Genomic DNA, 21,141 nt, shown 5'->3' with positions numbered 1-21,141 from the left:
TTGCTTTTCTTCCCTTCTCCCACAAGGGGAGAAGGAAGAATTGCACCGCTTCCATCTCCCCCGTTCACGTGCATAAATGGCGTAAGCTCCCTCCCACCCCGAGTTCCCCATGTCCCTCCAGGTCTATCTCGCTTTCGTCGCTGCCTGCATCGCGCTGGCGTTGCTGCCGGGTCCGGTGGTCACGCTCATCATCGCCAACGGCCTGCGCCACGGCACCCGCGCGGCGCTGATCAATGTCGCCGGCGCCCAGGTCGGCCTTGCCATCGTGATCGGCATCGTCGCGGTCGGCCTGACCTCGCTGATGGCGACGATGGGCTACTGGTTCGACTGGGTGCGTTTCGCCGGTGCGGCCTATCTGATCTGGCTCGGCATCAAGCTGGTTCGTGAGCCGGTGGAGGGCATCAAGTCAGACGAACCGCCACCGCCGCCGCGCGGCGGCTTCTTCCTACAGGGCTTCCTGGTGCTGCTCTCGAACCCCAAGGTGCTGGTGTTCTTCGGCGCCTTCATTCCGCAGTTCATGGACATGAAGCAGGACCACTTCCCGCAAGTGGCGCTGCTCGGCGCGACGTTCATGGTGACTGCCGCCATGACCGACGCGGTCTATGCGCTGCTCGCCGGCCGGGCCCGGCTTTTCTTCTCGGCGGAGCGCACACGGCTGGTGTCGCGGATCTCAGGCGGCTTCATGATCGGCGGCGGCATCTGGCTGGCGCTGACCCGGGCGAAATAGCACGCTTGAACCGCGGGCGGCGATGGCGCGTCTAATGCAACGCGCCGTCGTCTGAGGAAAATCTCCGTGCCCGATCTGCCCTGGTTCGTCTTTGCGATGCTGCTCGCGCCGCTCGGGCTGCTGCTGGGCGCCGCCGTCTACAAGACGCTGCAGGTGCGCGCCGCCCGCGAATGGCCGGCGGCCGCCGGCAAGATCGTGGCCTCGCACGCCCAGGTGCGCGAGGTCAGGGTGATCGATAGCAACCGGGAAGGCGGCTATCGCACCGAGCAGCGCAACTTCGCCAACATCATCTACGAATATTCCGTGGCCGGCAAAACGCTGCGCAACAACCGCGTCAGCATCGGCGAGGACCTCGGCAATTTCGAGGTCGCCGAGACCATCGCCAGATATCCGGTCGGCGCCGACGTGACAGTCTATTACAATCCGCGGAATCCAAAGGAAGCGGTGCTGGAACGCGACCTGCCCAAGGGTTTGTGGGGCTGTCTCGGCATCGGCACCGCGATCACGCTCGTGATCGTGTTTGGCTCGGCGATCGGGCTGAACAAACTGAGCGAATTCGTCTCGACAAAGCTGGCCCATCCAACAGCGTCGCCATTGGTCATTGCCTTCGGCGCGTTCGGCAGTGTGATCGCGCTGTTCGCGCTCGCGATGCACCGGCAGGCACGGCTCGCCGGGAAATGGCCGGTCGTATCCGGCATCATCAAGCTGTCCGGTCTCGAGCAATACCGCGCCGCGCGAACCGACGACGGGGCGCGCGGGCTGATGATGTATCAGCGCAAGGTGCTCTACACGTACACCTACAACGACCAGTCCTACACCGGCACGCACGCAACCCTTTCCAGCAACGTCGCGTCGAGTTCGGACTGGCTGACGCGAAAACTCACGCCGCCTTATCAGGACGGCGCCAGGGTCAAGGTCTGGGTCAATCCCGCCAATCCATCCGAAGCGACGCTGGAGCCGCGCGCATCGTTCGTGTGGTTCCTGTGGCTGCTGGTGCTCGCCTTTGCGGGGCTGACTTATTATGCGGCGGTGCATGGATAATGGTGCTGCCGCACGCGCCGCACTGCTCCCTCTCCCCTTGCGGGGGAAGGCGGGGGAAAGGGGTAAGCCACGCACACCGAACTCGCCGCCACCCACTCTCCCTAACCCCAAGAGCGAGCTTCGCTCGTCTCGACCCCCAAGGGGAGAGGGAACGCAGTTGGATGCGGCACGAAGCTAAATCACCTGCCGCGACCGAAAAATCGTCTCGACCTCACCAAGAATCCGCGCCAGCCGGTCGGCCCACGCTTTCTCGCCCGCCTGATCCGAAATCAGATCCTGCCGGATTTCGATTCCCGTGTTCATCAGGCCGCGCGCCTCGGCGTGAACGGGGATGGTGTAGTCGGTGTCATCGCTGACCGCGTAGGGTTCGTTGTCGCCGACGACGAGATCAGGCTCCGCGCGCAGCAATTGCAGCAGCAGCGGCGGCAATAGCTTGTCGCGCTGATAGAGCGTGCCGATGTGCCAGGGACGCGCGATGCCGGCATAGACAGGCGTGAAGCTGTGCAGCGAGACCAGTATCGTCGGCATCTTCCGCTCTCGGCGCGCGTCGATGATCTCGCCGATGCGGCGGTGATAGGGATCGAAGATCTGCGTTCGCCGCAATCCTGCAGCTTCACGCGAAATACCTTCATTGCCGGGGACCGTCGTGGTTTCGCTGATCAGCGGGATCGAGCTTGCGACATCAGGCGGGCGGTTGCAGTCGATCACCAGCCGCGAATAGCGCTGCACGATCAGATGCGCGCCGAGATGTTTCGACAGCATCTCGGCGACCCCGGCGATGCCGATGTCCCAGGCGATGTGCCGCACGAGTTCGCTTTCCGGCAATCCGAGATCGCCGAGCGCTTGCGGAATCAGCCGTCCGTAATGGTCACAAGTGAGCAGAAACGGCGAGCGTCCCGAATCATTATATTCGCGGACCGGGGGAACATCCGCAGGCCCCAAGAGTAATGATGTGTCGCCGACGCGATTCAATGCCATTTTTCCTTACGTATTGCCTATCGAAGCGGCATATCGGTCTACAAATGAGCAGGTTTTTGTATAGATTAGCCGGCCCAAAATCACGATGATTGTTTGACGATGCCGTTACTCACGATTCACCACAAGACCGTATATCGCTACACGCACCCGGTGGCGTTCGGCGAACACCGCATCATGCTGCGTCCGCGCGACGGCCATGATCTGCGCGTGCTGTCCGGCAGCCTCGAGATCGAGCCGCAGCCGATGCAGCTGCGCTGGATCCATGACGTGTTTGGCAACAGCGTCGCGATCGCGACCTTCGACGAGCGCGCGCAGACGCTGTCGTTCACTTCGATGGCTACGATCGAGCACAACCCGGCGGAAGAATTCGCGCTGACCGCGGATGACCCGGCCTACTTCTATCCCTTCCAGTACGACGACGAAGAGTTTCCCGATCTGGTGCAGTTCATCACGCCGCAATATGGCGATCCCAACGGGGATCTGTCGTTCTGGGCGCGGGGATTTCTCGAATCCGACGGGCCGACGCGGACCTACAACATTCTCAGCGGCATGACCCATGGCATCCGTGAAGCTTTCACCTATCGCAAGCGTCACGAGCAGGGCACGCAGCATCCTCTCGATACGCTGCAGACGAAGTCGGGCACCTGCCGCGACTATGCGCTGTTCATGATCGAGGCGCTGCGGCGGCTCGGCATCGCCGCGCGATTCGTGTCCGGCTATCTCTTCATTCCCGGCGATAGTGCGCATGGTTATGTCGGCGGCGGCTCGACGCATGCATGGGTGCAGGTCTATCTGCCGAGCGCGGGCTGGATCGAGTTCGATCCGACCAATGGCATCATCGGCACCCGTGACCTCATTCGTGTCGCGGTAGCGCGCGATCCGCGCCAGGCTATCCCGCTGCACGGCGCCTATCTCGGCTCGGCGGACGCCTTCGTCGGCATGGAGGTCAATATCAACGTCGTCTCCGTCATTGACGAAGCGCAGGCGGAAAAGGTCTGATCATGGAGATCAAGGTCGGCTTCGAGATCGCCTATGCGGCCGTGCAGCCGACGCCGATGGTGATCATGCTTTCGATCCATCCGTCGCGTTTTTCCGACATCGTCGGCACGGAAAGCATTGTCGCCGAGCCTGACGTGCCGATCGGTTTTTATCGCGACATCTTCGGCAATGTCTGCGGACGGCTGGTGGCCCCTAGCGGCGGCGTGACCTTGCGCGGCAGCGCGCTGGTTCGCGATTCCGGATTGCCCGATATTGTGATGCCGACCGCGCAACAGATCCCGATCGACCAGTTGCCCGACGAGGTGCTGCAATATCTGATGCCGAGCCGCTATTGCGAGACCGACAAGCTCACCGATATCGCCTGGTCGCTGTTCGGCAACACGCCCGAGGGCTGGGCGCGGGTGCAGGCGATCGTCGAGTTCGTCCACAACCATGTGACCTTCGGCTACCAGCATGCGCATCACATGAAGTCGGCGCATGACGTCTACGAGCAGGGCGCCGGCGTGTGCCGCGATTTTGCCCATCTGGCGCTGACCTTCTGCCGCTGCATGAACATCCCGGCGCGCTATTGCACCGGTTATATGGGCGATATCGGCATTCCGCCGGATCCCGCGCCGATGGATTTCTCCGGCTGGTTTCAGGTCTACCTGTCCGGCCAGTGGTACACCTTCGACGCCCGGCACAATCACCCGCGGATCGGCCGCATCCTGATGGGCACCGGCCGCGACGCCGCCGACGTCGCGCTGACCACGAGTTTTGGCCGCATGGATCTCGTCAAATTCGTCGTCGTCAGCGACGAGGTGGTGGTGGCTTGATTGTCGACGCCCCGTCATTCCGGGGCGATGCGCAAGCATCGAACCCGGAATCTCGAGATTCCCCGGTGCGCAATTGGCGCACCTGAGGTCTGGTGCTTGCGCACCATCCCGGAATGACGGTTATAAGCAGTCCATGATTTCAGACCGTCTCTTCGTCTACGGCACCCTGATGCGCGGCTTCGACCATCCGATGGCGAAGCTGCTCTCGCGCAGCGCCGATTTCATCGGCGAGGCCACGTGCCGCGGCCGGCTCCATCTCATCAAGCACTATCCCGGGCTGGTGCTCTCGAATGAATCTGATGACATCGTGTCCGGCGAATTGTATCGCCTGCGCGACCGCGATGCGTTGCTCGGCGAGTTCGACATGTACGAGGCCTGCGGCCCGGGCTTTCAGGCGCCGACCGAATATGTCAGGCAGATGCTGAACGTCACGCTCGCCGACGGCAGCGCGAGCGAAGCGTGGACGTATGTCTACAACTGGCCGGTCACCGGCCTGCCGCGCATCGCTTCGGGGAAGTTTCTGGAGCAGTAGCCAACCGGTGTTGCGCTTACCCTCTCCCGCTTGCGGAAGAGGGAGTGGACCAGCTACTCCGCATCCAGCCGTTCCTGCTCCAGCCGTACATCGACCTCACGCTCGACATACGTCCATTCCTCGGTCGCGCGCAGCGTCGCGACCAGTTCATCGAACAGCGCGGCATTCGCCGGGTCGTATTCGAACCAGGTCAGGAAATCGAAGGGCTCGCCGAGGTCGCGGCAGTGATAGAGCTGGCGGGCGATCGCTGGGAGATATTTCAGGCTGGCGGCGATATGCTGCGACTTGTCCTCGAAAATCCCGCGCCGCTCTTCCTGCGTCAGGTCCCACCACGCGGCGTTTTTCTTGATCGGGATCAGCGCCGCGCGGGTCGCTTCGGGACGCCCGAGCCCGGCCTGCACCGCCACCAGCTGGGTTTTCTCGGCGCGCTCGGTATAGCGCACATGGCTCGCGACCCCGGCGAGCCGCCAGGAGGCCTGCGAGGGCAGGATCGGCAGCGCGATCGAAGAGGAATGGACGATCGACAGCGCCGGCGTGCGCAACAGCCCCGCGCCCTTGACCGCGGCCTGCGACACCACCTGCCAGGCCCCGCTTTGCCCGCCTCTGAAGGTCGTGAACATGGCGACATGGAAGCGTGGAACCGGGCGGGGGGCAAGATGTCTTCGTCATTCCGGGGCGATGCGGAGCATCGAACCCGGAATCTCGAGATTCCGGGTCCACGCTGCGCGTGTCCCGGAATGACGGGGAGGGAGGCTGTGAATAGCGGCGAGAAAGCCAATTAGCTTCGTATTTTACCGGCGCGTCCCTATATCCATGGCCGGTTGGCCAACGTGCTAGAATCCGGACCAGCGACTCAAGGCCCCAATTCACCCATGCGCTTTACGCCCCAATTCCTCGAAGAACTGCGCGCCCGGCTTCCGGTCTCCGAAGTCGTGGGGCGGCGCGTCAAGCTGAAGAAGGCGGGGCGGGAGTGGAAGGGGCTGTCGCCGTTCCAGCAGGAGAAGTCGCCGTCCTTTACGGTCAACGACCAGAAGGGTTTTTACCACGACTTCTCCTCCGGCAAGCACGGCGACATCATCTCGTTTTTGATGGAGACCGAGGGCGTCGGTTTTACCGAGGCCGTCGAACGCCTCGCCTCGATGGCCGGCATGGCGCTCCCTGCGGTAACGCCGGATGCGGCAAGGCACGAGCAGCGCCGCAAGACGCTGTATGACGTGATGGAGCTTGCCGCCAAATTCTTCGCCGACACGCTGGCTTCGCGGGGCGGCGCCAAGGCGCGCGGCTATCTTGCCGACCGCGCGATTTCGCCGGCGACGCAGCTGCAATTTCGCATTGGTTACGCGCCCGGCGAACGCTTTGCGCTGAAGGAATTTTTGGGTGCGCAGGGCATCCCGACCGAGGACATGGTCGAGGCGGGGCTTCTGAACGGCGGCGAAGATATCCCGGTGCCGTACGACAAATTCCGCGACCGCGTGATGTTTCCCATCACCGATGTGCGCAACCGCGTCATCGCCTTTGGCGGCCGGGCGCTGGAAAAGGACGTTCCCGCCAAATACATGAATTCGCCGGAAACCCCGCTGTTTCACAAGGGCGACAATCTCTACAACCTCGCCACCGCGCGGCAGGCCACGCATGACGGCGCGTCCTTGATCGTGGTCGAAGGCTATGTCGACGTCATCGCGATGGTCACCACTGGCTTCAAAGCCAGCGTCGCGCCGCTCGGCACCGCGCTGACCGAAAACCAGCTGATGCTGCTGTGGAAGATGGCGGACGAGCCGATCCTTTGCTTCGACGGCGACAAGGCCGGCAAGAAAGCGGCGTGGCGCGCCGCGGACCTCGCGCTGCCGCATCTCAAGCCCGGCAAGAGCCTGCGCTTTGCGCTGCTGCCCGAGGGACAGGACCCCGACGACCTCGCGCGCTCCGGCGGCCGCGCTGCGATCGAGGAAGTGATTTCGGCGGCGCGTGGTCTCGCCGATATCGTGTGGTCGCGCGAGATCGAAGGCGGCACGTTTGCAACGCCGGAGCGGCGCGCGGCGCTGGAAGCGCGGATCGGCGAACTCAGTAACGGCATCCGCGACGAAGTGGTGCGGCGCTATTATCGCCAGGATCTCTCCGAGCGGCTTCGCAACACCTTTGCCCCCGAAAGCGGCCGCGGCGGCTATGGCCGCGGCAATTTCGGCGGCGGCAATTTCGGCGGAGGACGACCCGGCGAATCAGGCCGCCGTTTTGCCTCCCGCGCCTCCTTCACCCCGGGCCCGGCGGGCCGGGCGGCCCCCTATGGCGGCCGCGGGCAGGCGAACTCCGCCAGCCAGACCATCAACCGCGGCCCCTACCAGGCCGCGAGCCCCCAGCTTGCAAATAGCCCGATCATGCGCGGCCAGCGCAGCGCGATGTCCCGCCGCGAGGCGCTGATTCTGCAATCCCTGATCAACCACCCGTGGTTATTGCACGACCATCTGGAGGAGGTGGCGGCCCTGGAACTGGCCCATCCGGAGGCCAACAAGCTCCGCGCCGGTATTATTGCAGCCTTCGCCGGCGATCATCACCATTCCCCCGATGTCGAAGAACAGGCCGAGAAAATGCGCGCCGATCTCGAAGCGCGCGGATTTTCGCAAGTTCTTCAAAGGGTTGGCAGCGCGATCACGACCGGGGCGGTCTGGGGCGTGCAGATCGGCGCCGCCCGGGAAGACGTTCTTTCCACTTGGCAGCAACTCGTTGCCTTGCATCAGAAAACACACGCCTTACTTAGGGAAAAGAAGGATGCCGAGCTGGCCCTGGGCGAGGAGTCCAGCGAGGCCAATCTGGCGTGGTTAAAGGACGTCAGCGCCCGTTTGGAGTCGCTGGACGGCACCGAGGCCCTGATTGAGGGTTTTGGCGAGCTTTCAGGCCGATTCCGGCAAAGCGTCTGATTAAGCGTCAGATGAAAAAATGATGCGGACGGCTCGTGCCGGAGCCGTTAAAAGACTCGCCAAACCCATGGTTTGGCTGCAAAAACAGGGTTAAGCGAAGCTTAAGAGCCTTACGGCTAGTAGACATAACCGGCGAAACGGGGATTCGGGGTGGCGACAGTCTGCGCCGCCCTTTCCGCGTCGTGACTTACTTTTCGTATTGCAGGTGCGGCGGCCGCATCCTGCATGAGCGCGTTTCGGGAGCTTGATGAATGGCCACCAAGGCAAAGACGCTGCAGGTTAAAGACAAGGAAAAAGACGACAAGGCAGCGGACGCCCCCGAGAAGGACTCGCCGGACGCCCCGTCGCCGTTGCTCGATCTGTCGGATGCCGCCGTCAAGAAGATGATCAAGCAGGCCAAGAAGCGCGGCTTCGTGACCTTCGATCAGCTCAACGAAGTTTTGCCTTCCGACACCACCTCGCCCGAACAGATCGAAGACATCATGTCGATGCTGTCGGACATGGGCATCAACGTGTCCGAGGCCGAAGAGGCTGATAGCGAGGACGAGAAGGAAGAGGCCGACGACGAGACCGACAACGAGCTTGTCGAGGTCACGCAGAAGGCCGTCACCGAGGTCAAGAAATCCGAGCCCGGCGAGCGCACCGACGATCCCGTCCGCATGTATCTGCGCGAGATGGGCACGGTCGAGCTGCTGTCGCGCGAGGGCGAAATCGCGATCGCAAAGCGCATCGAGGCCGGCCGCGAGGCGATGATCGCGGGCCTCTGCGAAAGCCCGCTGACCTTCCAGGCCATCATCATCTGGCGCGACGAACTCAACGAAGGAAAGATCTTCCTTCGCGACATCATCGATCTCGAAGCCACCTACGCCGGCCCCGACGCCAAGAACAACATGAACCCGGCGATGCTGGCGGCGCCCGTTGGCCCCGACGGCCAGCCGGTCGCTGCTGCCAACGGCAATGGCGCACCTGCGCATGTCGCGCCGCCGGCCGCCCCGCCGTCGGCGACGCCGTTCCGCGCAGCACCAGCGTCCGCGCCCGGTGGCGACACCGAGGAAAAGGATCCGGCTGAGGCCGCCGCCGAAGGCGACATGGACGACGACGAGTTCGAAAACCAGATGTCGCTCGCGGCCATCGAGGCCGAGCTGAAGCCGAAGGTCGTCGAGACCTTCGACAAGATCGCCTCCGAGTACAAAAAGCTGCGGCGTCTTCAAGAACAGGACATCGCCAACCAGCTGCAGAGCGAAACGCTGTCGCCCTCGCAGGAGCGCAAATACAAGAAGCTGAAGGACGAAATCATCGTCGAGGTGAAGTCGCTGCGGCTCAACCAGGCCCGTATCGATTCACTGGTCGAGCAGCTCTACGACATCAACAAGCGCCTGGTCTCGTTCGAAGGCCGCCTGCTTCGTTTGGGTGACAGCCACGGCGTCGCGCGCGAGGACTTTTTGCGCAACTACCAGGGCTCGGAGCTCGATCCGCGCTGGCTCAACCGTGTCTCGAAACTCTCGGCAAAAGGCTGGAAGAATTTCGTCCATCACGAAAAGGACCGCATCAAGGATCTGCGCCACGAGATCCAGTCGCTGGCAGCGCTGACCGGGCTTGAGATCGGCGAGTTCCGCAAGATCGTGCACGGTGTGCAGAAGGGCGAGCGCGAAGCCCGCCAGGCCAAGAAGGAAATGGTCGAGGCGAATCTGCGTCTCGTGATTTCGATCGCCAAGAAATACACCAACCGCGGCCTGCAGTTCCTCGACCTGATCCAGGAAGGCAATATCGGCCTGATGAAGGCGGTCGATAAGTTCGAATACCGCCGCGGCTACAAGTTCTCGACCTACGCGACATGGTGGATCCGGCAGGCGATCACGCGCTCGATCGCCGACCAGGCGCGCACCATCCGCATTCCCGTGCACATGATCGAAACCATCAACAAGATCGTGCGCACGAGCCGCCAGATGCTGAACGAGATCGGCCGCGAACCGACCCCGGAAGAGCTCGCCGAAAAGCTCGGCATGCCGCTGGAGAAGGTTCGAAAAGTTCTCAAGATTGCCAAAGAGCCGCTCTCGCTCGAAACCCCTGTTGGTGACGAGGAAGATTCGCATCTCGGCGATTTCATCGAGGACAAGAACGCGATCCTGCCCATCGACGCCGCGATCCAGTCCAACCTGCGCGAAACCACCACGCGCGTGCTGGCCTCGCTGACGCCGCGCGAAGAACGCGTGCTCCGCATGCGCTTCGGCATCGGCATGAACACCGACCACACGCTGGAAGAAGTCGGCCAGCAGTTCTCGGTCACCCGCGAACGTATCCGTCAGATCGAAGCCAAGGCGCTGCGCAAGCTGAAGCATCCGAGCCGGTCGAGGAAGTTGCGGAGCTTCCTGGATAACTGAGAGATACTGCCGGCCTATGCTGACAAAGTGTGGACCCGCCATGCGCGGTGATGATTATTCATGCCTACGCGAAATCGCATCCAGCTGAAGGGTTACGTTAGATATCAGCTGTCGCAATTATCTGCACGGAATGCTCATCACGAATTTGAGAACCTTGCGTTTGAACTCGCGCGGGTCAGGGTTGTGCCAAATCTTCTCCCTGCGACGGGACCTGTGCAGTCGGGAGGCGATCAAGGTCGCGACTTCGAGAGCTACCGAACTTATCTGGCTGGTTCTTCTCTTGGATCATCGACATTCGTTACAAATGCAAGCGCGCATCTAATTGTTGGTGCTTGCTCTCTTCAGAAAAAAATATCTGAAAAAATAAAGGGTGATCTCAAGACAATTTTTGGGGCCGGACCTCGACCCGATCACGTAGCGTATTTTTGCGAGGCCGATGTCCCGGTTGCGAAGCGACATGAATTGCAAGAATTCTGTCGTGAAAGCTATGGTGCGAGCCTGGAGATATTTGACGGGCAGGCGCTGGCGGATCTTTTGGCCGAACGCGACACATTTTGGATCGCAGAACAGTTCTTGTCAGTTCCTGCAGAGGAATGGCCCGCAGAATCGACTGATGAACAGTACAAGGCATTGCGCAATCGGTGGATAACCCAGCGCATGCAACCCGAAAACTATGCCGATTTTTTGGACATCAAGCAAGGATTGAGAACCGCGTCATTCGATGAGCAGTCCAAGCCCGATCTTTCGTCTTGGCTTAATCTAATGCGCAGATTTGTTAGTGATGACATATCTAGTCGCTTGGTTCAAAAGGCTCGCTACGAAATAGCAGTTGCTGAATTGCGAGGCAGAGGATCGCTTGACCCTGCAGGCACCTATGTTCAGGAGTATTTTTCTAATCTTTCCGGTCAATCCAGTGCTGCGGAATTGATGGATGGCGCGGTGCTTGCTGTTTACGCTAGGGGAGCTGTCGGTCACCGACAGACAACAATATCTGCGACCACGGTGGGGGGGGTGGAAAAATCTCGCTGAGGGTGCAATTGAGCTGGCTCTTTCCGACGAGGGGCGCAATGCCGATCGCTGTATGCTGCTCAACGCGAGAGCAATGGTAGGCTCTCTTGCGGTTGATAGAAATCTAGCTTCGGAGGAGGTGGCCGCCCGCTTCTTTGATTTGTGGGGAGATGTCGTAAACAAGATAAAGACAACGCCCCATTGTCCCATCAAGCATGTTGCGGACATATTGGAACAGGCGACGCCTTTGTTTGGAACCCATCCGAGGTTTCGTGGGATCGCAGATGACGTGGATATTGTCGTAGCCGAACGTGCTGGGCATGGAGCTGCAGCGGACCGAGCTCGCGGACGAGCAATCGCGCACTTAAAAATGCATCGATACGTTGCAGCGCTTGATGAGCTTCAAAAAGCAAAGGTTGGCTGGTTTTCGGGCGAAACAATGGGCGGATCTATTCTGTCCATGCTGATTATTAGCGATACGCTTTCGAAGCTGGGGCTTCATTTTGCGGCAAGATATTATGCTGCCGGCGCACTGTTCATTACACTTCGCCAAGAGAACGAAAAATTAAAACGGCATACTGCGCCCGCTTTCTTCCGTCTTGCTGATACCTTCCATTCTTCTGGCGAGGGAATTTCTTACGTATATGCCTTGGCGACCGCTTTAGACGCTCATCACGCGTTCGGGTCCGATCCCCATGATTGGACGAAGCACCCCATCGTTCAGACATCCTTTGCGCAAGCAACAACTCTGCGCGCGATCGCGCTACGCTTGGATCGTTCGATCGTTCCTTTGATTGATAAGGCAATGTCGACCTGGCCGCTTCCTGAAGAAGAGATTGAGGCGTTCATTAAAATGTCGGAGGGGCCACCTTGGGCTAATACACCGATAGATGAAATTGAAGTAAAAATAGTTCGCCAGTTGGGGCAGCATCCATTCGGTGATGTCGGTCCGCGACTAGCGAGATGGTCTGCTTTTGGTGTTGTTTGGACGGTCAAGGGCAGCCTTCCAACACTTGAGTGTTGGCTTGCCGTGGTCGAGGTGGCGACGATTCTGCAGCTTGCTCAAGTTGAGTTTGCGGACGCTGATTTGGTTATCGTGCCATCCGAAGCGACCATAGAGGTCGAACTGCGTAGCGTGAGCGAACCGAGAATTGAGCAGTTGCCGGATAATGGAAGATTGGTTTGGCGACTGGTCATGCCGACCGACTATGAGGCCGCCGACCATTGCAGCGAAACTGAATTTGGATTGGCCGGAGTTGCATTGACGATCCTTGGGCAAGCCAGTGCGCTACCGTTTGAGACGTTTCAAACCCTAACAGATGACCGCTTTAAGCGGGGTTTAGCTGCACGATTTTTCTCGGTACGACCAATCAGAGAATTGCTCTCTTCAGTGCAGCCCGAGGGTCTGCCTTTTGCTCTGCTAGCTAATTCAACTCGTCGAGAACTTGCTACCAGTTGCGATCCAGTTAGTTCGTTAGAATTACAGTGGCGATCCACGCCTGGGCCGGGTTACTCGAAGGAGAAGGCTGATGAGTATCTGCGAAATCGTTACGAAAGAGGTCGAGAAGCATTTCAAATCACGCTCCCAAGGATTGTCCGCGATGACCGCTGCAGATCGATAATCCATGAACTTAGAGCAGAAGGGTTTCTCGATTGGCAAATTCTGGGAATCGTCGGAGCCATAGTTGCACAATATCAGGTTCAGAAGGAGTTCCCGGGCTTAGACCCTCATGCTTTAGGCAAAGCGGTGTGGGATCGAATCTATCGAGCGGAGCGCGTCAGCGATGCAAAGTTTGATCTGAGCGTACTTTCCGATGAGACAGTCGCGATACAGAAAAAAACTATAGCAATTGCGGCTCTAAAGACCTGGGGACTGGAGGTCCACCGGCAGACGCCAGATTTTGATGCGACAAAGAAGTTATTGGACGTTCGTTATCAGCATTCGACCGACGATTTGCCGCATGATGATCCCTTTGCTCTAGGAGAGTGAATGTCGGCGCGCGCGGCATCCGCCATCCTGCTCTGAAACGCTATTTTTTCTTCGCCCCAACGCGACTGATGCTCTTGATCGCCAGCGGGGTGCGGCCGGATTTCTCGGCGATCTCGCGGTCCTGCTCGAGAATAAAAGCGCGCGCCGGCTCGTCGCCGTCGAGCCCGCCAAGCAGCTCGGACGGCACGCGCCGGTTGGAGCGCTGCGAGTCGTCCTCATAGACGACATTGAAAAAGGCGAATTCGCCTTTGGGATTGGTACCGGGTTTTTTGGCCATGCGGGCTTGTCCTCGATAAGGACGCCGCTGTCAAAGCAAAATAGCTGGCAAATACGGCATGCGAGCAAAGCGAAATTTCAATGCTCCCCACCCCCTACGGCGCCACCAACTCCACCCGCCTGTTCAACGCCCGCCCAGCCTCACTCGCATTCGACCCCACCGGCGACAGATGCGCCACGCCCGCGGTGCGCAGCCGCGGCGCCCCGATATGATAGTTCTTCACCAGCTCTTCGGCGATCGCTTCGGCGCGGCGGCGCGAGAGGTCGAGGTTGTAGGTGTAGGGCCCCTGGCTGTCGGTGTGGCCGACGATGAAGACGCTGAGCGCGACCTGCGAGGCCAGCAGCTTTGCGATCTGTTCGAGGGTGGGGCGGCTCTCGGGCCTGATGATCGCCTTGTCGGTGTCGAAGTAGATGCCGTAGAGCGCGACGCGGCCGGTCTCGCGCAGACCCTTCTCCATGACGGTGGCATCCACCATCTTGTTCTCGATCGCGCCGAGTTCGGCGATCGTGAGCTGCGCGTAGATATCGCGGTTGTTCTCGCTGACGACGACGCTGGCGTAAATCTCGCGTCCGTTCTCGCTCTTGCGCGCCGAAAAATAATGGTAGTTGAAGCCGTCCACCCACATCTGCGGGATCGGCAGCGCCTCGATCGCCTCGGTGAAGGGAATGCCGCCGCAGGCGTCAGTGTCGCAGCTCAGCAGCGTCTCGAATCCGGCTTTTGTCAGCTGGGTCTCGAAATTCCGGGATACCTCTGTGATCGAGGGGCCGGGAGCAGAGCGATAGGCGATGCGGGTGATGCGGCCTTCGAGGCGCGGCGTATCCGATGGCTTGCCGTCCTTGAAGACGGCTGCCTGCATCCGCGCGACATCGAAGTTCTTCACCTGATGCCCTGAGATCACGCTGCCGGCGAAACGGCCGATGCCGGGAAAATCCTTTGAGCCCACGACATCGCGGGTCTGCGCCAGGGCCGCGGCCGGCGCGAGCGACAAGGCGAGCAAAACGAGGAGCGGCTTGATGATCGCGTGGGGGAGGGGCATCCGGAAAATCTCTGCATTTTTGGGAAAGATACCGGCCAGGCGGCCTTGCCGCAACGCTCGAAGCGCGGCGGCAGACGTGCTAGAAGCAGGCCTGATATTCCGGCACCCACACTGAAGATGGTTTCCCCATGCACTTCTTTCGCCATGCCTTTGCCTTCTGCTCCCTTGTTCTTGCCGTTTTCCTTGCCGTTTTCCTGGCATCCTTCTCGCAAGCCAATGCCGCGCAATGCGGCAACTCGGCCGCCGGCTTTGAGGCCTGGAAGCAGTCGTTCGCCGGCGAAGCGCGGGCCAAGGGCATCAGCGCCGCGACCGTCCAGGCCATGATGGCGACGAATTACGCGCAGGCGACCATCAATGCCGACCGCGGCCAGCGCAGCTTTCAGCTGTCGCTCGATCAGTTTCTCGCCAAGCGTGGCGCCAACGCGATCGTCGCCAAGGGGCGTCAGTTGAAGAATTCGCAGGCCGCGCTGTTCTCCTCCATCCAGCAGCGCTACGGCGTGCCGCCGGGGCCGCTGCTCGCGATCTGGGGCATGGAGACCGGCTTCGGCGCCGTGCGCGGCAACCAGAACATGCTCTCCTCGATCACGACGCTGGCCTATGACTGCCGGCGCACCGCCTACTTCACCGAGCACCTTTACGCGGCGTTGCAATTGATCGATCGCGGCGTGCTCTCGCCGGCCCAGCGCGGCTCCATGCACGGCGAAGTCGGCCAGACCCAGTTCATGCCCAAGGCCATCCTGGCCTACGGCACCGGTAATCTCGAGAACTCCGCCAACGCGCTGAGCTCGGCCGCGAATTTCCTCAAAGCCCATGGCTGGCGCGCCGGCGCCGGCTACCAGCCCGGCGAACCCAACTTCGCCGCCATCCAGGCCTGGAACGCCGCCGGCGTCTACCAGAAGGCGATCGCGCTGATGGGGCGGCAGATCGACGGAGGGAGCGAGTGAGGGTGGTGTGGTGTGAACCACAAATAAAGCCGTCCCGGGCTTGAGCCACAACAAACTGTCGTCCCGGGCTTGACCCGGGACCCATAACCACAGGCGATAGTTGGGTTACACGCCAGTCGTTATCTTCCTTTTCCTACAACGGGAGCCGCGGCGTATGGGTCCCGGCTCAAGGCCGGGACGACGAAAATTAGCTCCGCGCCCTCTTCTCATGGCATGATCGACACAACCTGGACGTTACAAGGGATTCGCATGCGTAAGCTTTGTTTGGCCGTTTTGTTCGGCGCCGTCATCGCCGCCAGCCCCGCTCACGCCGCCCGCTGCGGCGGCGATTTCAACGCCTTCGTGGCGGCGATATCGCAGGAGGCCGCCGCCGCCGGCGTTTCGCAAGGCGTGATTTCGCAGGCGCTGTCGGGCGTGACGCAGGATCCCGCGGTGCTGGCCTTCGACCGCCGCCAGCGCGGCACCTTCAACAAGACGTTCGAGCAATATGTCTCGACCCGCGTCGGGCCCGGGCGGATCAAGATGGGGCGGCAGATGCTGCTGAAGCACGCCTCGCTGCTGTCGCGGATCGAGAAGCAGTACGGCGTGCCGCCGGAGATCATCGTCGCGATCTGGGGACTGGAATCCGATTTCGGCAAGGGCGACGTCGGCAAGATGCCGGTCGTCCGCACGCTCGCCACCATGGCGCATGATTGCCGCCGCACCGAATTGTTCCAGGGCGAGCTGATCGCGGCGCTCAAGATCGTGCAGCGCGGCGACCTGCCGCTGCGCGATATGATCGGCGCCTTCGCCGGCGAGATCGGCCAGACGCAATTTTTGCCGTCGTCCTACATCAAATACGGCGTCGATTTCGACGGCAACGGCCACGTCGACCTGCGCCACAGCGTCCCCGACGTGCTCGCCTCGACCGCCAATCTCCTGCACGTCTCCGGCTTCAAGCCCGGCGCGCCCTACAGCGAAGGCACGCCGAATTTCGAAGCGATGCGCGAGTGGAACAGAGCCACGATCTACCGCAAGACGATCGGCTATTTTGCGGATCAATTGGCGGGGCGGTAAGCGAGGCAATCGCGACTGCGTAGGGTGGGTTAGCGGAGCGTAACCCACCGCTTCCGTGAAGTGGCACCGTGCCCCTGAACGCAACGCGGCCTGGACGCGACTACCCGACTCCATGAAAGCAAAGGGTGGGTGCCGTGGCTTCAATCCGCTTGACTGTCGGCGCAACTATCCTCGTGACCGGTGCGGCAATTGGCGATCGGCGGCGCGCTGCTGTCTCCGGACGCTTATTTGGGCGTCAACCTTCCCATGCGGTTCGCCGTGCCCGACTTCGCCAACTGGCTCGGCCGCGATGAGCTCGGCCGCGATACGCTCAGCCGACTGCTCGCCGGCGCAACCTATACGCTGGGGCAAACCTTGGCGACGGCAGCGTTCGCTCTGGCGACCGGCCTGATGGTGCGTCTCCTGACGCGGCGGTTCGAACGCGTCGTCATTGTTCTCGCGCGCGCCCTGTTCGTGGCGCCGAAATTCCTGCTCGGGCGTTCGCCCGTCGGCCATATCATGCTCGCAGCTCTCGGCGCTGCATCGTTGTTGCCGGGCTTTCTTGCTGTCATCGCTGGCATCGCCTGGCTCGGTCCCGGACACGGCAGGAGCATCGTCGGCTTCGGAATGATGTTTTCCGTCGCCGTAGCCTATCTGCGGGTTACGGCCCCGCCATCGCTCGCACGCCTCGGCTTGCTGCTGCTCGGCTGGCTCATCGTGCCGGTCAGCGCGTTGGACGCGATCGGCCTCGGCCTAGAGCCGCCGCGGCCCAGTTGGGGCATCATGGCGGGCGGGCTGCACGGTGCACCGTCGCTCTCCGTCGTGCTGGCCGGCGCGTGCATCGTGTTGGTTGCCGCCGCGGCGATCATGGCGGCGGACGCGCTTCAATCCGATCCTGCGACAAAATAACCCGACGGGCAAATCAGTTCTGATTGTCAGAAATCGTGTCAAGTCAGAAATTTCCGAAAATCAAAAACTTTTCCCTTTCCTTCGAGCCAAATCACCGGCACATTCTCACTCATCCCGTCCCACTCAGAGTGGGCGTCGGCCGTCGTCACGACGAGGGGCGGGTTGCGGTGGACGCTGAGGTTGCGATTGACGGTCGCGACTGATGCGTACGGCGAAAGCGTGTGGTCCTGGCGCCCGTAACGGCGTCAAGTCTTTCGGGAGCCAACGCTTCCGAGGGGCGACGGTGGCAATAGAGGCCGTCTCACCGGGGAGAGCGCGTCATAAGCCGTAAAGCCACTGCGCAGGGAATGTCGGATGTTCTCCGCTGCCCTGTATGCTCGTGTGCAGCATTCTTATGCACAATCGCACATGAGACCGCGGGTGCAGCGCGCATCCGGCATTCCCTGCGCCCTCTTGATGAGGGCGGGAAGTTTGAGAGCAAACCTCGGGCGCATTGCGTCGCGAGATCGCGAAGCTATATCCACGTCGTCCCGGCGAACGCCGGGACCCATACTCCGCGGCCCTCATTGATAAAAAAGAAAGTTAACGACGCTCGTGAAAAACAATTGCCGCCGGTGGCTATGGGTCCCGGGTCAAGCCCGGGACGACATAGAATGTATGGCGCTACGAAACCTTCCCCGCACTGACAGCCTTCTCCAGCCGCTTCGCCAGCACCGCCCAATACGTCGCCGGCCGGAAGCGCTGCAGGAGGTCCATGTACCATGCGTCGCTGCCGATCAGAATCCGTGGCTGGTTTTTCTCGATGCCGAGGATGATGCGCTGCGCCGCCGCCGGCGGCGTCGTCTTCGCCACCGCATCGAAGCGGTCGATCGATTGCGCGCGGCGGGCGTTGTCGGTGACGCCGGTGCCGGTGCGGGAGTTGCGCGCGATGCTGGTGGCGACGCCGCCGGGATGCACCACCGACAATCGCACCGGGCTGTTCGCCATCGCGAGCTCATGCCGCAGGCTTTCCGAAAAGCCGCGCACCGCGAATTTCGCCGCGCAATAGGCGGTCTGGCCGGGCGGCGCGATGATGCCGAAGATCGAGGAGAGATTGACGATATGCGCCTCACGCTGCTTCGCCAGAATCGGCAGGAACGCGCGCGTGCCGTGCACCGTGCCCCAGAAATTGATGTTGAACAGCCAGTCCATCTGCGCCTGTTCGATCTCGCTGAACTGGCCGAGCAATGCGACGCCGGCATTATTGATCACGATGTTCAGCCTGGGATGCGCGGCGCTGGCGGCGGCTGCGAATTCCGCGATCTGGCCGGGCTCGCCGACATCGACGCGGTGCGTCGAGACCTTGCGCGGCTGCGCCTTGGTGATCTCGGCCTTGGTGACATCGGCCTTGGCGATCTCGGCGGCGACCTGCTGCAGCCCGGCTTCGTCGCGGTCGGCGAGCGCGAGATCGCAGCCGCGCGCGGCCAGTTCAAGCGCCAAAGCGCGGCCGATGCCGCTGGCCGCGCCGGTCACGGCGGCGGCCGATCCATTGATGGCAGTCATGCGAGGTCAGCTCCGACAGATGAGAAAACAGGCAGGCGCGCGTTGCGGGGCGGGTTCCCGCATCTTTCGCAAATTGGAACCGAACATAAAGCGATTTTCGGCTTTAACCCCCGTTAGGTTGATGAATACCCATTCAGGAGGGCGACTCATGGGACAATCAAAACCCTTTCGTGCGACCGCACTCGTTGTCGAAGACGATCCGATGCAGCGGGAAATGATCTGCCTGTTGCTGGAAGAAAGCGACATGGACGTGATCGAGTGCGAAAGCGCGGAGGCCGCCGAACTGGTACTGGAAGAGGCGGGGGCGAGCCTTGTCCTGATGATGACCGACGTCCAGCTCGCCGGCCACAAGAACGGCGTTGAGCTCGCGCATGTCGCCAAGAACATTAATCCGGACATCGATGTGATCGTCACCTCGGGCAAACCGCTGCGGCAGAAGCTGCCGGATGGCGCCAGATTCTGGGCGAAGCCCTGGGCGCCGCTGGATGTGATCCGCGAGGCGGAAAGGATGTCGATCGCCTGGAGCCGGATGGGCGAGGCGTAGCGGGCCGACGATCCATCATCTGTCATGGCCGGGCTTGACCCGGTGGCCAGCACGGCTTCGTGATCCCAGCGGTGCGGCTGCGCTGCTTCCGCGACCCGCCGCGCCATGATATGGCCGGCCATGCTCGCAGCCGATGGGGCCGGTCCATGACACTATCCTTCCTGCTCACCACGCTGATCGTGGTCGCATCCCCCGGCACCGGCGTGCTCTACACGCTGGCGGTGGCGCTGACGCAAGGCGGCCGCGCCTCGATCGCCGCCGCCTTCGGCTGCACGCTCGGGATCCTGCCGCAGATGCTGGCGGCGATGCTCGGGCTTGCGGCCGTGCTGCATACCAGCGCTTTGGCGTTCGCGGTGTTGAAATGGTGCGGCGTGGTCTATCTGCTCTTCATGGCCTGGCAGGCGCTGCGCGAAACCGGTGTGCTTGCGATCGACGCCCGGCCGGCGCCGGGGCGATCGAGCCGGCGGGTGATCGTCACGGCGGTCCTGATCAACATCCTCAATCCAAAACTCTCGATCTTTTTCCTCGCCTTCCTGCCGCAGTTCATCGCGGTGGACGAGGCCTATCCGTTGGCGCGGATGCTGGAATTGAGCGGGGTCTTCATGGCGATGACGTTTGCGGTGTTCGCGCTCTACGGCCTGTTCGCGGCCGGCGTCCGCGACCGCGTCATCACCCGGCCGAGGGTGATGAGCTGGCTGCGCCGCAGCTTTGCGGCGGGATTTGCCGCGCTGGGCGCGAAGCTGGCGTTTGCGGAGAGATAGATGTTTTCGTCATGCCCCGGCTTGACCGGGGCATCCAGGACTCAAGGTCTGTCGGTGTGTACTGGATCGCCCGGTCAAGCCGGGCGATGACCCGGAAACAAAAAGCGGGCCCGAGGCCCGCTGCTTTCGAAATCGAATGGTTTTGCAATTGGGAGGCTTGAAAGTGGAAGCCTTGAACGTAAGTAGAGCCTTGAAAGTCGAGCTTTGAAAGTGGGGCCTCGAAGGTGGAAGCCCGGGCGGAACTGAGCGCCCCACCCGGGCCAAAATTCACTTCTTCGACTTCTTGGCCTTCTTCGCCTTCTTCACCTTTTTCGCCTTCTTCGCTTTCTTAGCCATAGTAAATCCTCTCAAGGTTTTAATGGATTGAAACGCGACTCCGAGGCATGCTTGGCGGAGGGCCAACCTCGCAACATCCTCGATTGCAATTGCAACAGATTCGCGGCGCGCTGCCGCGTGCTGTCACGTCGCCGTCATCACGTTATCCACAGGTGTTATGCATTTTGACGTGCTTTTCCGCCGAAATGCCGTTCGCAACACCGATGGTGCCTTCCGCGTCATGCTTAACGATGCCCCAACGCGCGCGCTCTTCATCAATTTAAAACCACGGTATTGATTACCCGGCGACGGTGAGAGTCCGTTAAGCGAGAAGGGCGCACCTTGTCCGTAAGACAACGGGGATTGTCGATCGGGGAAACGCCCGCGGAGGTGCAAGC

General features: G+C 61.4%; 19 protein-coding genes. 14 read left to right on the top strand and 5 right to left on the bottom strand.

Translation table 11 applies throughout. The features are described from left to right. Positions 1-109: 109 nt before the first annotated feature. Positions 110-727 carry a LysE family translocator gene (locus JQ597_RS04835; RefSeq protein WP_192736723.1) on the top strand — a complete coding sequence of 206 codons (618 nt, stop codon included), beginning with the start codon at positions 110-112 and terminating at the stop codon, positions 725-727. Between the two features lie 66 nt (positions 728-793). Continuing rightward, positions 794-1,768: a DUF3592 domain-containing protein gene (locus tag JQ597_RS04830; protein ID WP_349628783.1), complete on the top strand. Its 975-nt coding sequence runs from the start codon at positions 794-796 to the stop codon at positions 1,766-1,768. A 174-nt stretch (positions 1,769-1,942) separates the two neighbouring features. Here the strand turns inward: JQ597_RS04830 and JQ597_RS04825 are convergent, their stop codons facing one another. Beyond that, positions 1,943-2,746 (bottom strand): N-formylglutamate amidohydrolase, encoded by an 804-nt coding sequence (locus JQ597_RS04825; protein ID WP_212263104.1) that lies wholly within the window; start codon positions 2,744-2,746, stop codon positions 1,943-1,945. A 99-nt stretch (positions 2,747-2,845) separates the two neighbouring features. Here JQ597_RS04825 and JQ597_RS04820 point away from each other — a divergent pair, with 99 nt between their 5' ends. The 3 genes from JQ597_RS04820 to JQ597_RS04810 all read left to right on the top strand — a co-directional run bounded on the left by JQ597_RS04820 (position 2,846) and on the right by JQ597_RS04810 (position 5,092). Continuing rightward, entirely contained in the window at positions 2,846-3,745 is a 900-nt protein-coding gene (locus JQ597_RS04820; protein WP_212263103.1) for a transglutaminase family protein, read from the top strand. Positions 3,746-3,747: 2 nt separating this feature from the next. Beyond that, positions 3,748-4,560 carry a transglutaminase-like domain-containing protein gene (locus tag JQ597_RS04815; RefSeq protein ID WP_212263102.1) on the top strand — a complete coding sequence of 271 codons (813 nt, stop codon included), beginning with the start codon at positions 3,748-3,750 and terminating at the stop codon, positions 4,558-4,560. A gap of 133 nt (positions 4,561-4,693) precedes the next feature. Beyond that, the gene (locus tag JQ597_RS04810; protein WP_212263101.1) at positions 4,694-5,092 is read left to right on the top strand and encodes a gamma-glutamylcyclotransferase family protein; all 399 of its coding nucleotides are present in this window, start codon (positions 4,694-4,696) and stop codon (positions 5,090-5,092) included. A 53-nt stretch (positions 5,093-5,145) separates the two neighbouring features. Here JQ597_RS04810 and JQ597_RS04805 read toward each other — a convergent pair whose 3' ends face one another. Then, on the bottom strand, positions 5,146-5,712 hold the full coding sequence (locus JQ597_RS04805) for a chlorite dismutase family protein (protein ID WP_212263100.1): 567 nt from the start codon (positions 5,710-5,712) through the stop codon (positions 5,146-5,148). Between the two features lie 252 nt (positions 5,713-5,964). Between JQ597_RS04805 and dnaG the strand changes: the two genes are divergently transcribed. From dnaG to JQ597_RS04785, 4 genes are all read left to right on the top strand, one after another. Further along, positions 5,965-8,001, top strand: coding sequence for a DNA primase (dnaG, locus tag JQ597_RS04800; RefSeq protein WP_212263099.1), 2,037 nt, complete (start codon positions 5,965-5,967; stop codon positions 7,999-8,001). Between the two features lie 251 nt (positions 8,002-8,252). Beyond that, positions 8,253-10,382, top strand: coding sequence for an RNA polymerase sigma factor RpoD (gene rpoD / locus JQ597_RS04795; protein ID WP_212207706.1), 2,130 nt, complete (start codon positions 8,253-8,255; stop codon positions 10,380-10,382). Positions 10,383-10,442: 60 nt separating this feature from the next. Beyond that, positions 10,443-11,411 (top strand): hypothetical protein, encoded by a 969-nt coding sequence (locus JQ597_RS04790; protein ID WP_212263098.1) that lies wholly within the window; start codon positions 10,443-10,445, stop codon positions 11,409-11,411. 52 nt (positions 11,412-11,463) lie between these two features. Then, positions 11,464-13,380, top strand: a complete 1,917-nt coding sequence (locus tag JQ597_RS04785) for a hypothetical protein (RefSeq protein WP_212263097.1) — start codon at positions 11,464-11,466, stop codon at positions 13,378-13,380. A 40-nt stretch (positions 13,381-13,420) separates the two neighbouring features. On the opposite strand, the gene JQ597_RS04780 is transcribed toward JQ597_RS04785, so the two are convergent. Then, positions 13,421-13,657, bottom strand: a complete 237-nt coding sequence (locus JQ597_RS04780) for a hypothetical protein (protein ID WP_212263096.1) — start codon at positions 13,655-13,657, stop codon at positions 13,421-13,423. A 94-nt stretch (positions 13,658-13,751) separates the two neighbouring features. Beyond that, positions 13,752-14,693 carry an OmpA family protein gene (locus JQ597_RS04775; protein ID WP_212263095.1) on the bottom strand — a complete coding sequence of 314 codons (942 nt, stop codon included), beginning with the start codon at positions 14,691-14,693 and terminating at the stop codon, positions 13,752-13,754. A 128-nt stretch (positions 14,694-14,821) separates the two neighbouring features. Between JQ597_RS04775 and JQ597_RS04770 the strand changes: the two genes are divergently transcribed. From JQ597_RS04770 to JQ597_RS04760, 3 genes are all read left to right on the top strand, one after another. Next, positions 14,822-15,637 carry a lytic murein transglycosylase gene (locus JQ597_RS04770; RefSeq protein WP_212263094.1) on the top strand — a complete coding sequence of 272 codons (816 nt, stop codon included), beginning with the start codon at positions 14,822-14,824 and terminating at the stop codon, positions 15,635-15,637. A gap of 249 nt (positions 15,638-15,886) precedes the next feature. Continuing rightward, positions 15,887-16,693 (top strand): lytic murein transglycosylase, encoded by an 807-nt coding sequence (locus JQ597_RS04765; RefSeq protein ID WP_212263093.1) that lies wholly within the window; start codon positions 15,887-15,889, stop codon positions 16,691-16,693. 189 nt (positions 16,694-16,882) lie between these two features. Beyond that, positions 16,883-17,581, top strand: a complete 699-nt coding sequence (locus tag JQ597_RS04760; RefSeq protein WP_212263092.1) for a hypothetical protein — start codon at positions 16,883-16,885, stop codon at positions 17,579-17,581. 663 nt (positions 17,582-18,244) lie between these two features. Here the strand turns inward: JQ597_RS04760 and JQ597_RS04755 are convergent. Further along, positions 18,245-19,123 carry an SDR family NAD(P)-dependent oxidoreductase gene (locus JQ597_RS04755; RefSeq protein ID WP_212263091.1) on the bottom strand — a complete coding sequence of 293 codons (879 nt, stop codon included), beginning with the start codon at positions 19,121-19,123 and terminating at the stop codon, positions 18,245-18,247. A gap of 148 nt (positions 19,124-19,271) precedes the next feature. Between JQ597_RS04755 and JQ597_RS04750 the strand changes: the two genes are divergently transcribed. Continuing rightward, positions 19,272-19,667, top strand: a complete 396-nt coding sequence (locus JQ597_RS04750) for a response regulator (protein WP_212263090.1) — start codon at positions 19,272-19,274, stop codon at positions 19,665-19,667. Positions 19,668-19,813: 146 nt separating this feature from the next. After that, entirely contained in the window at positions 19,814-20,428 is a 615-nt protein-coding gene (locus JQ597_RS04745) for a LysE family translocator (RefSeq protein WP_212263089.1), read from the top strand. Positions 20,429-21,141: the final 713 nt, after the last annotated feature.

Source organism: Bradyrhizobium sp. AUGA SZCCT0177 (assembly GCF_018130125.1).
Taxonomy (GTDB): domain Bacteria; phylum Pseudomonadota; class Alphaproteobacteria; order Rhizobiales; family Xanthobacteraceae; genus Bradyrhizobium.
This window is presented reverse-complemented; position numbering and strand designations above follow the sequence as displayed.

Bases quoted from the DNA above. Each gene is read 5' to 3' on its own strand.
- JQ597_RS04775 (WP_212263095.1), bottom strand. From the start codon at position 14,693: ATGCCCCTCCCCCACGCGATCATCAAGCCGCTCCTCGTTTTGCTCGCC.
- JQ597_RS04825 (WP_212263104.1), bottom strand. From the start codon at position 2,746: ATGGCATTGAATCGCGTCGGCGACACATCATTACTCTTGGGGCCTGCG.
- JQ597_RS04780 (WP_212263096.1), bottom strand. From the start codon at position 13,657: ATGGCCAAAAAACCCGGTACCAATCCCAAAGGCGAATTCGCCTTTTTC.
- JQ597_RS04820 (WP_212263103.1), top strand. From the start codon at position 2,846: ATGCCGTTACTCACGATTCACCACAAGACCGTATATCGCTACACGCAC.
- JQ597_RS04805 (WP_212263100.1), bottom strand. From the start codon at position 5,712: ATGTTCACGACCTTCAGAGGCGGGCAAAGCGGGGCCTGGCAGGTGGTG.
- JQ597_RS04785 (WP_212263097.1), top strand. From the start codon at position 11,464: ATGCTGCTCAACGCGAGAGCAATGGTAGGCTCTCTTGCGGTTGATAGA.
- JQ597_RS04755 (WP_212263091.1), bottom strand. From the start codon at position 19,123: ATGACTGCCATCAATGGATCGGCCGCCGCCGTGACCGGCGCGGCCAGC.
- rpoD (WP_212207706.1), top strand. From the start codon at position 8,253: ATGGCCACCAAGGCAAAGACGCTGCAGGTTAAAGACAAGGAAAAAGAC.
- JQ597_RS04810 (WP_212263101.1), top strand. From the start codon at position 4,694: ATGATTTCAGACCGTCTCTTCGTCTACGGCACCCTGATGCGCGGCTTC.
- JQ597_RS04815 (WP_212263102.1), top strand. From the start codon at position 3,748: ATGGAGATCAAGGTCGGCTTCGAGATCGCCTATGCGGCCGTGCAGCCG.
- JQ597_RS04765 (WP_212263093.1), top strand. From the start codon at position 15,887: ATGCGTAAGCTTTGTTTGGCCGTTTTGTTCGGCGCCGTCATCGCCGCC.
- JQ597_RS04745 (WP_212263089.1), top strand. From the start codon at position 19,814: ATGACACTATCCTTCCTGCTCACCACGCTGATCGTGGTCGCATCCCCC.
- JQ597_RS04790 (WP_212263098.1), top strand. From the start codon at position 10,443: ATGCCTACGCGAAATCGCATCCAGCTGAAGGGTTACGTTAGATATCAG.
- JQ597_RS04750 (WP_212263090.1), top strand. From the start codon at position 19,272: ATGGGACAATCAAAACCCTTTCGTGCGACCGCACTCGTTGTCGAAGAC.
- JQ597_RS04835 (WP_192736723.1), top strand. From the start codon at position 110: ATGTCCCTCCAGGTCTATCTCGCTTTCGTCGCTGCCTGCATCGCGCTG.
- dnaG (WP_212263099.1), top strand. From the start codon at position 5,965: ATGCGCTTTACGCCCCAATTCCTCGAAGAACTGCGCGCCCGGCTTCCG.
- JQ597_RS04770 (WP_212263094.1), top strand. From the start codon at position 14,822: ATGCACTTCTTTCGCCATGCCTTTGCCTTCTGCTCCCTTGTTCTTGCC.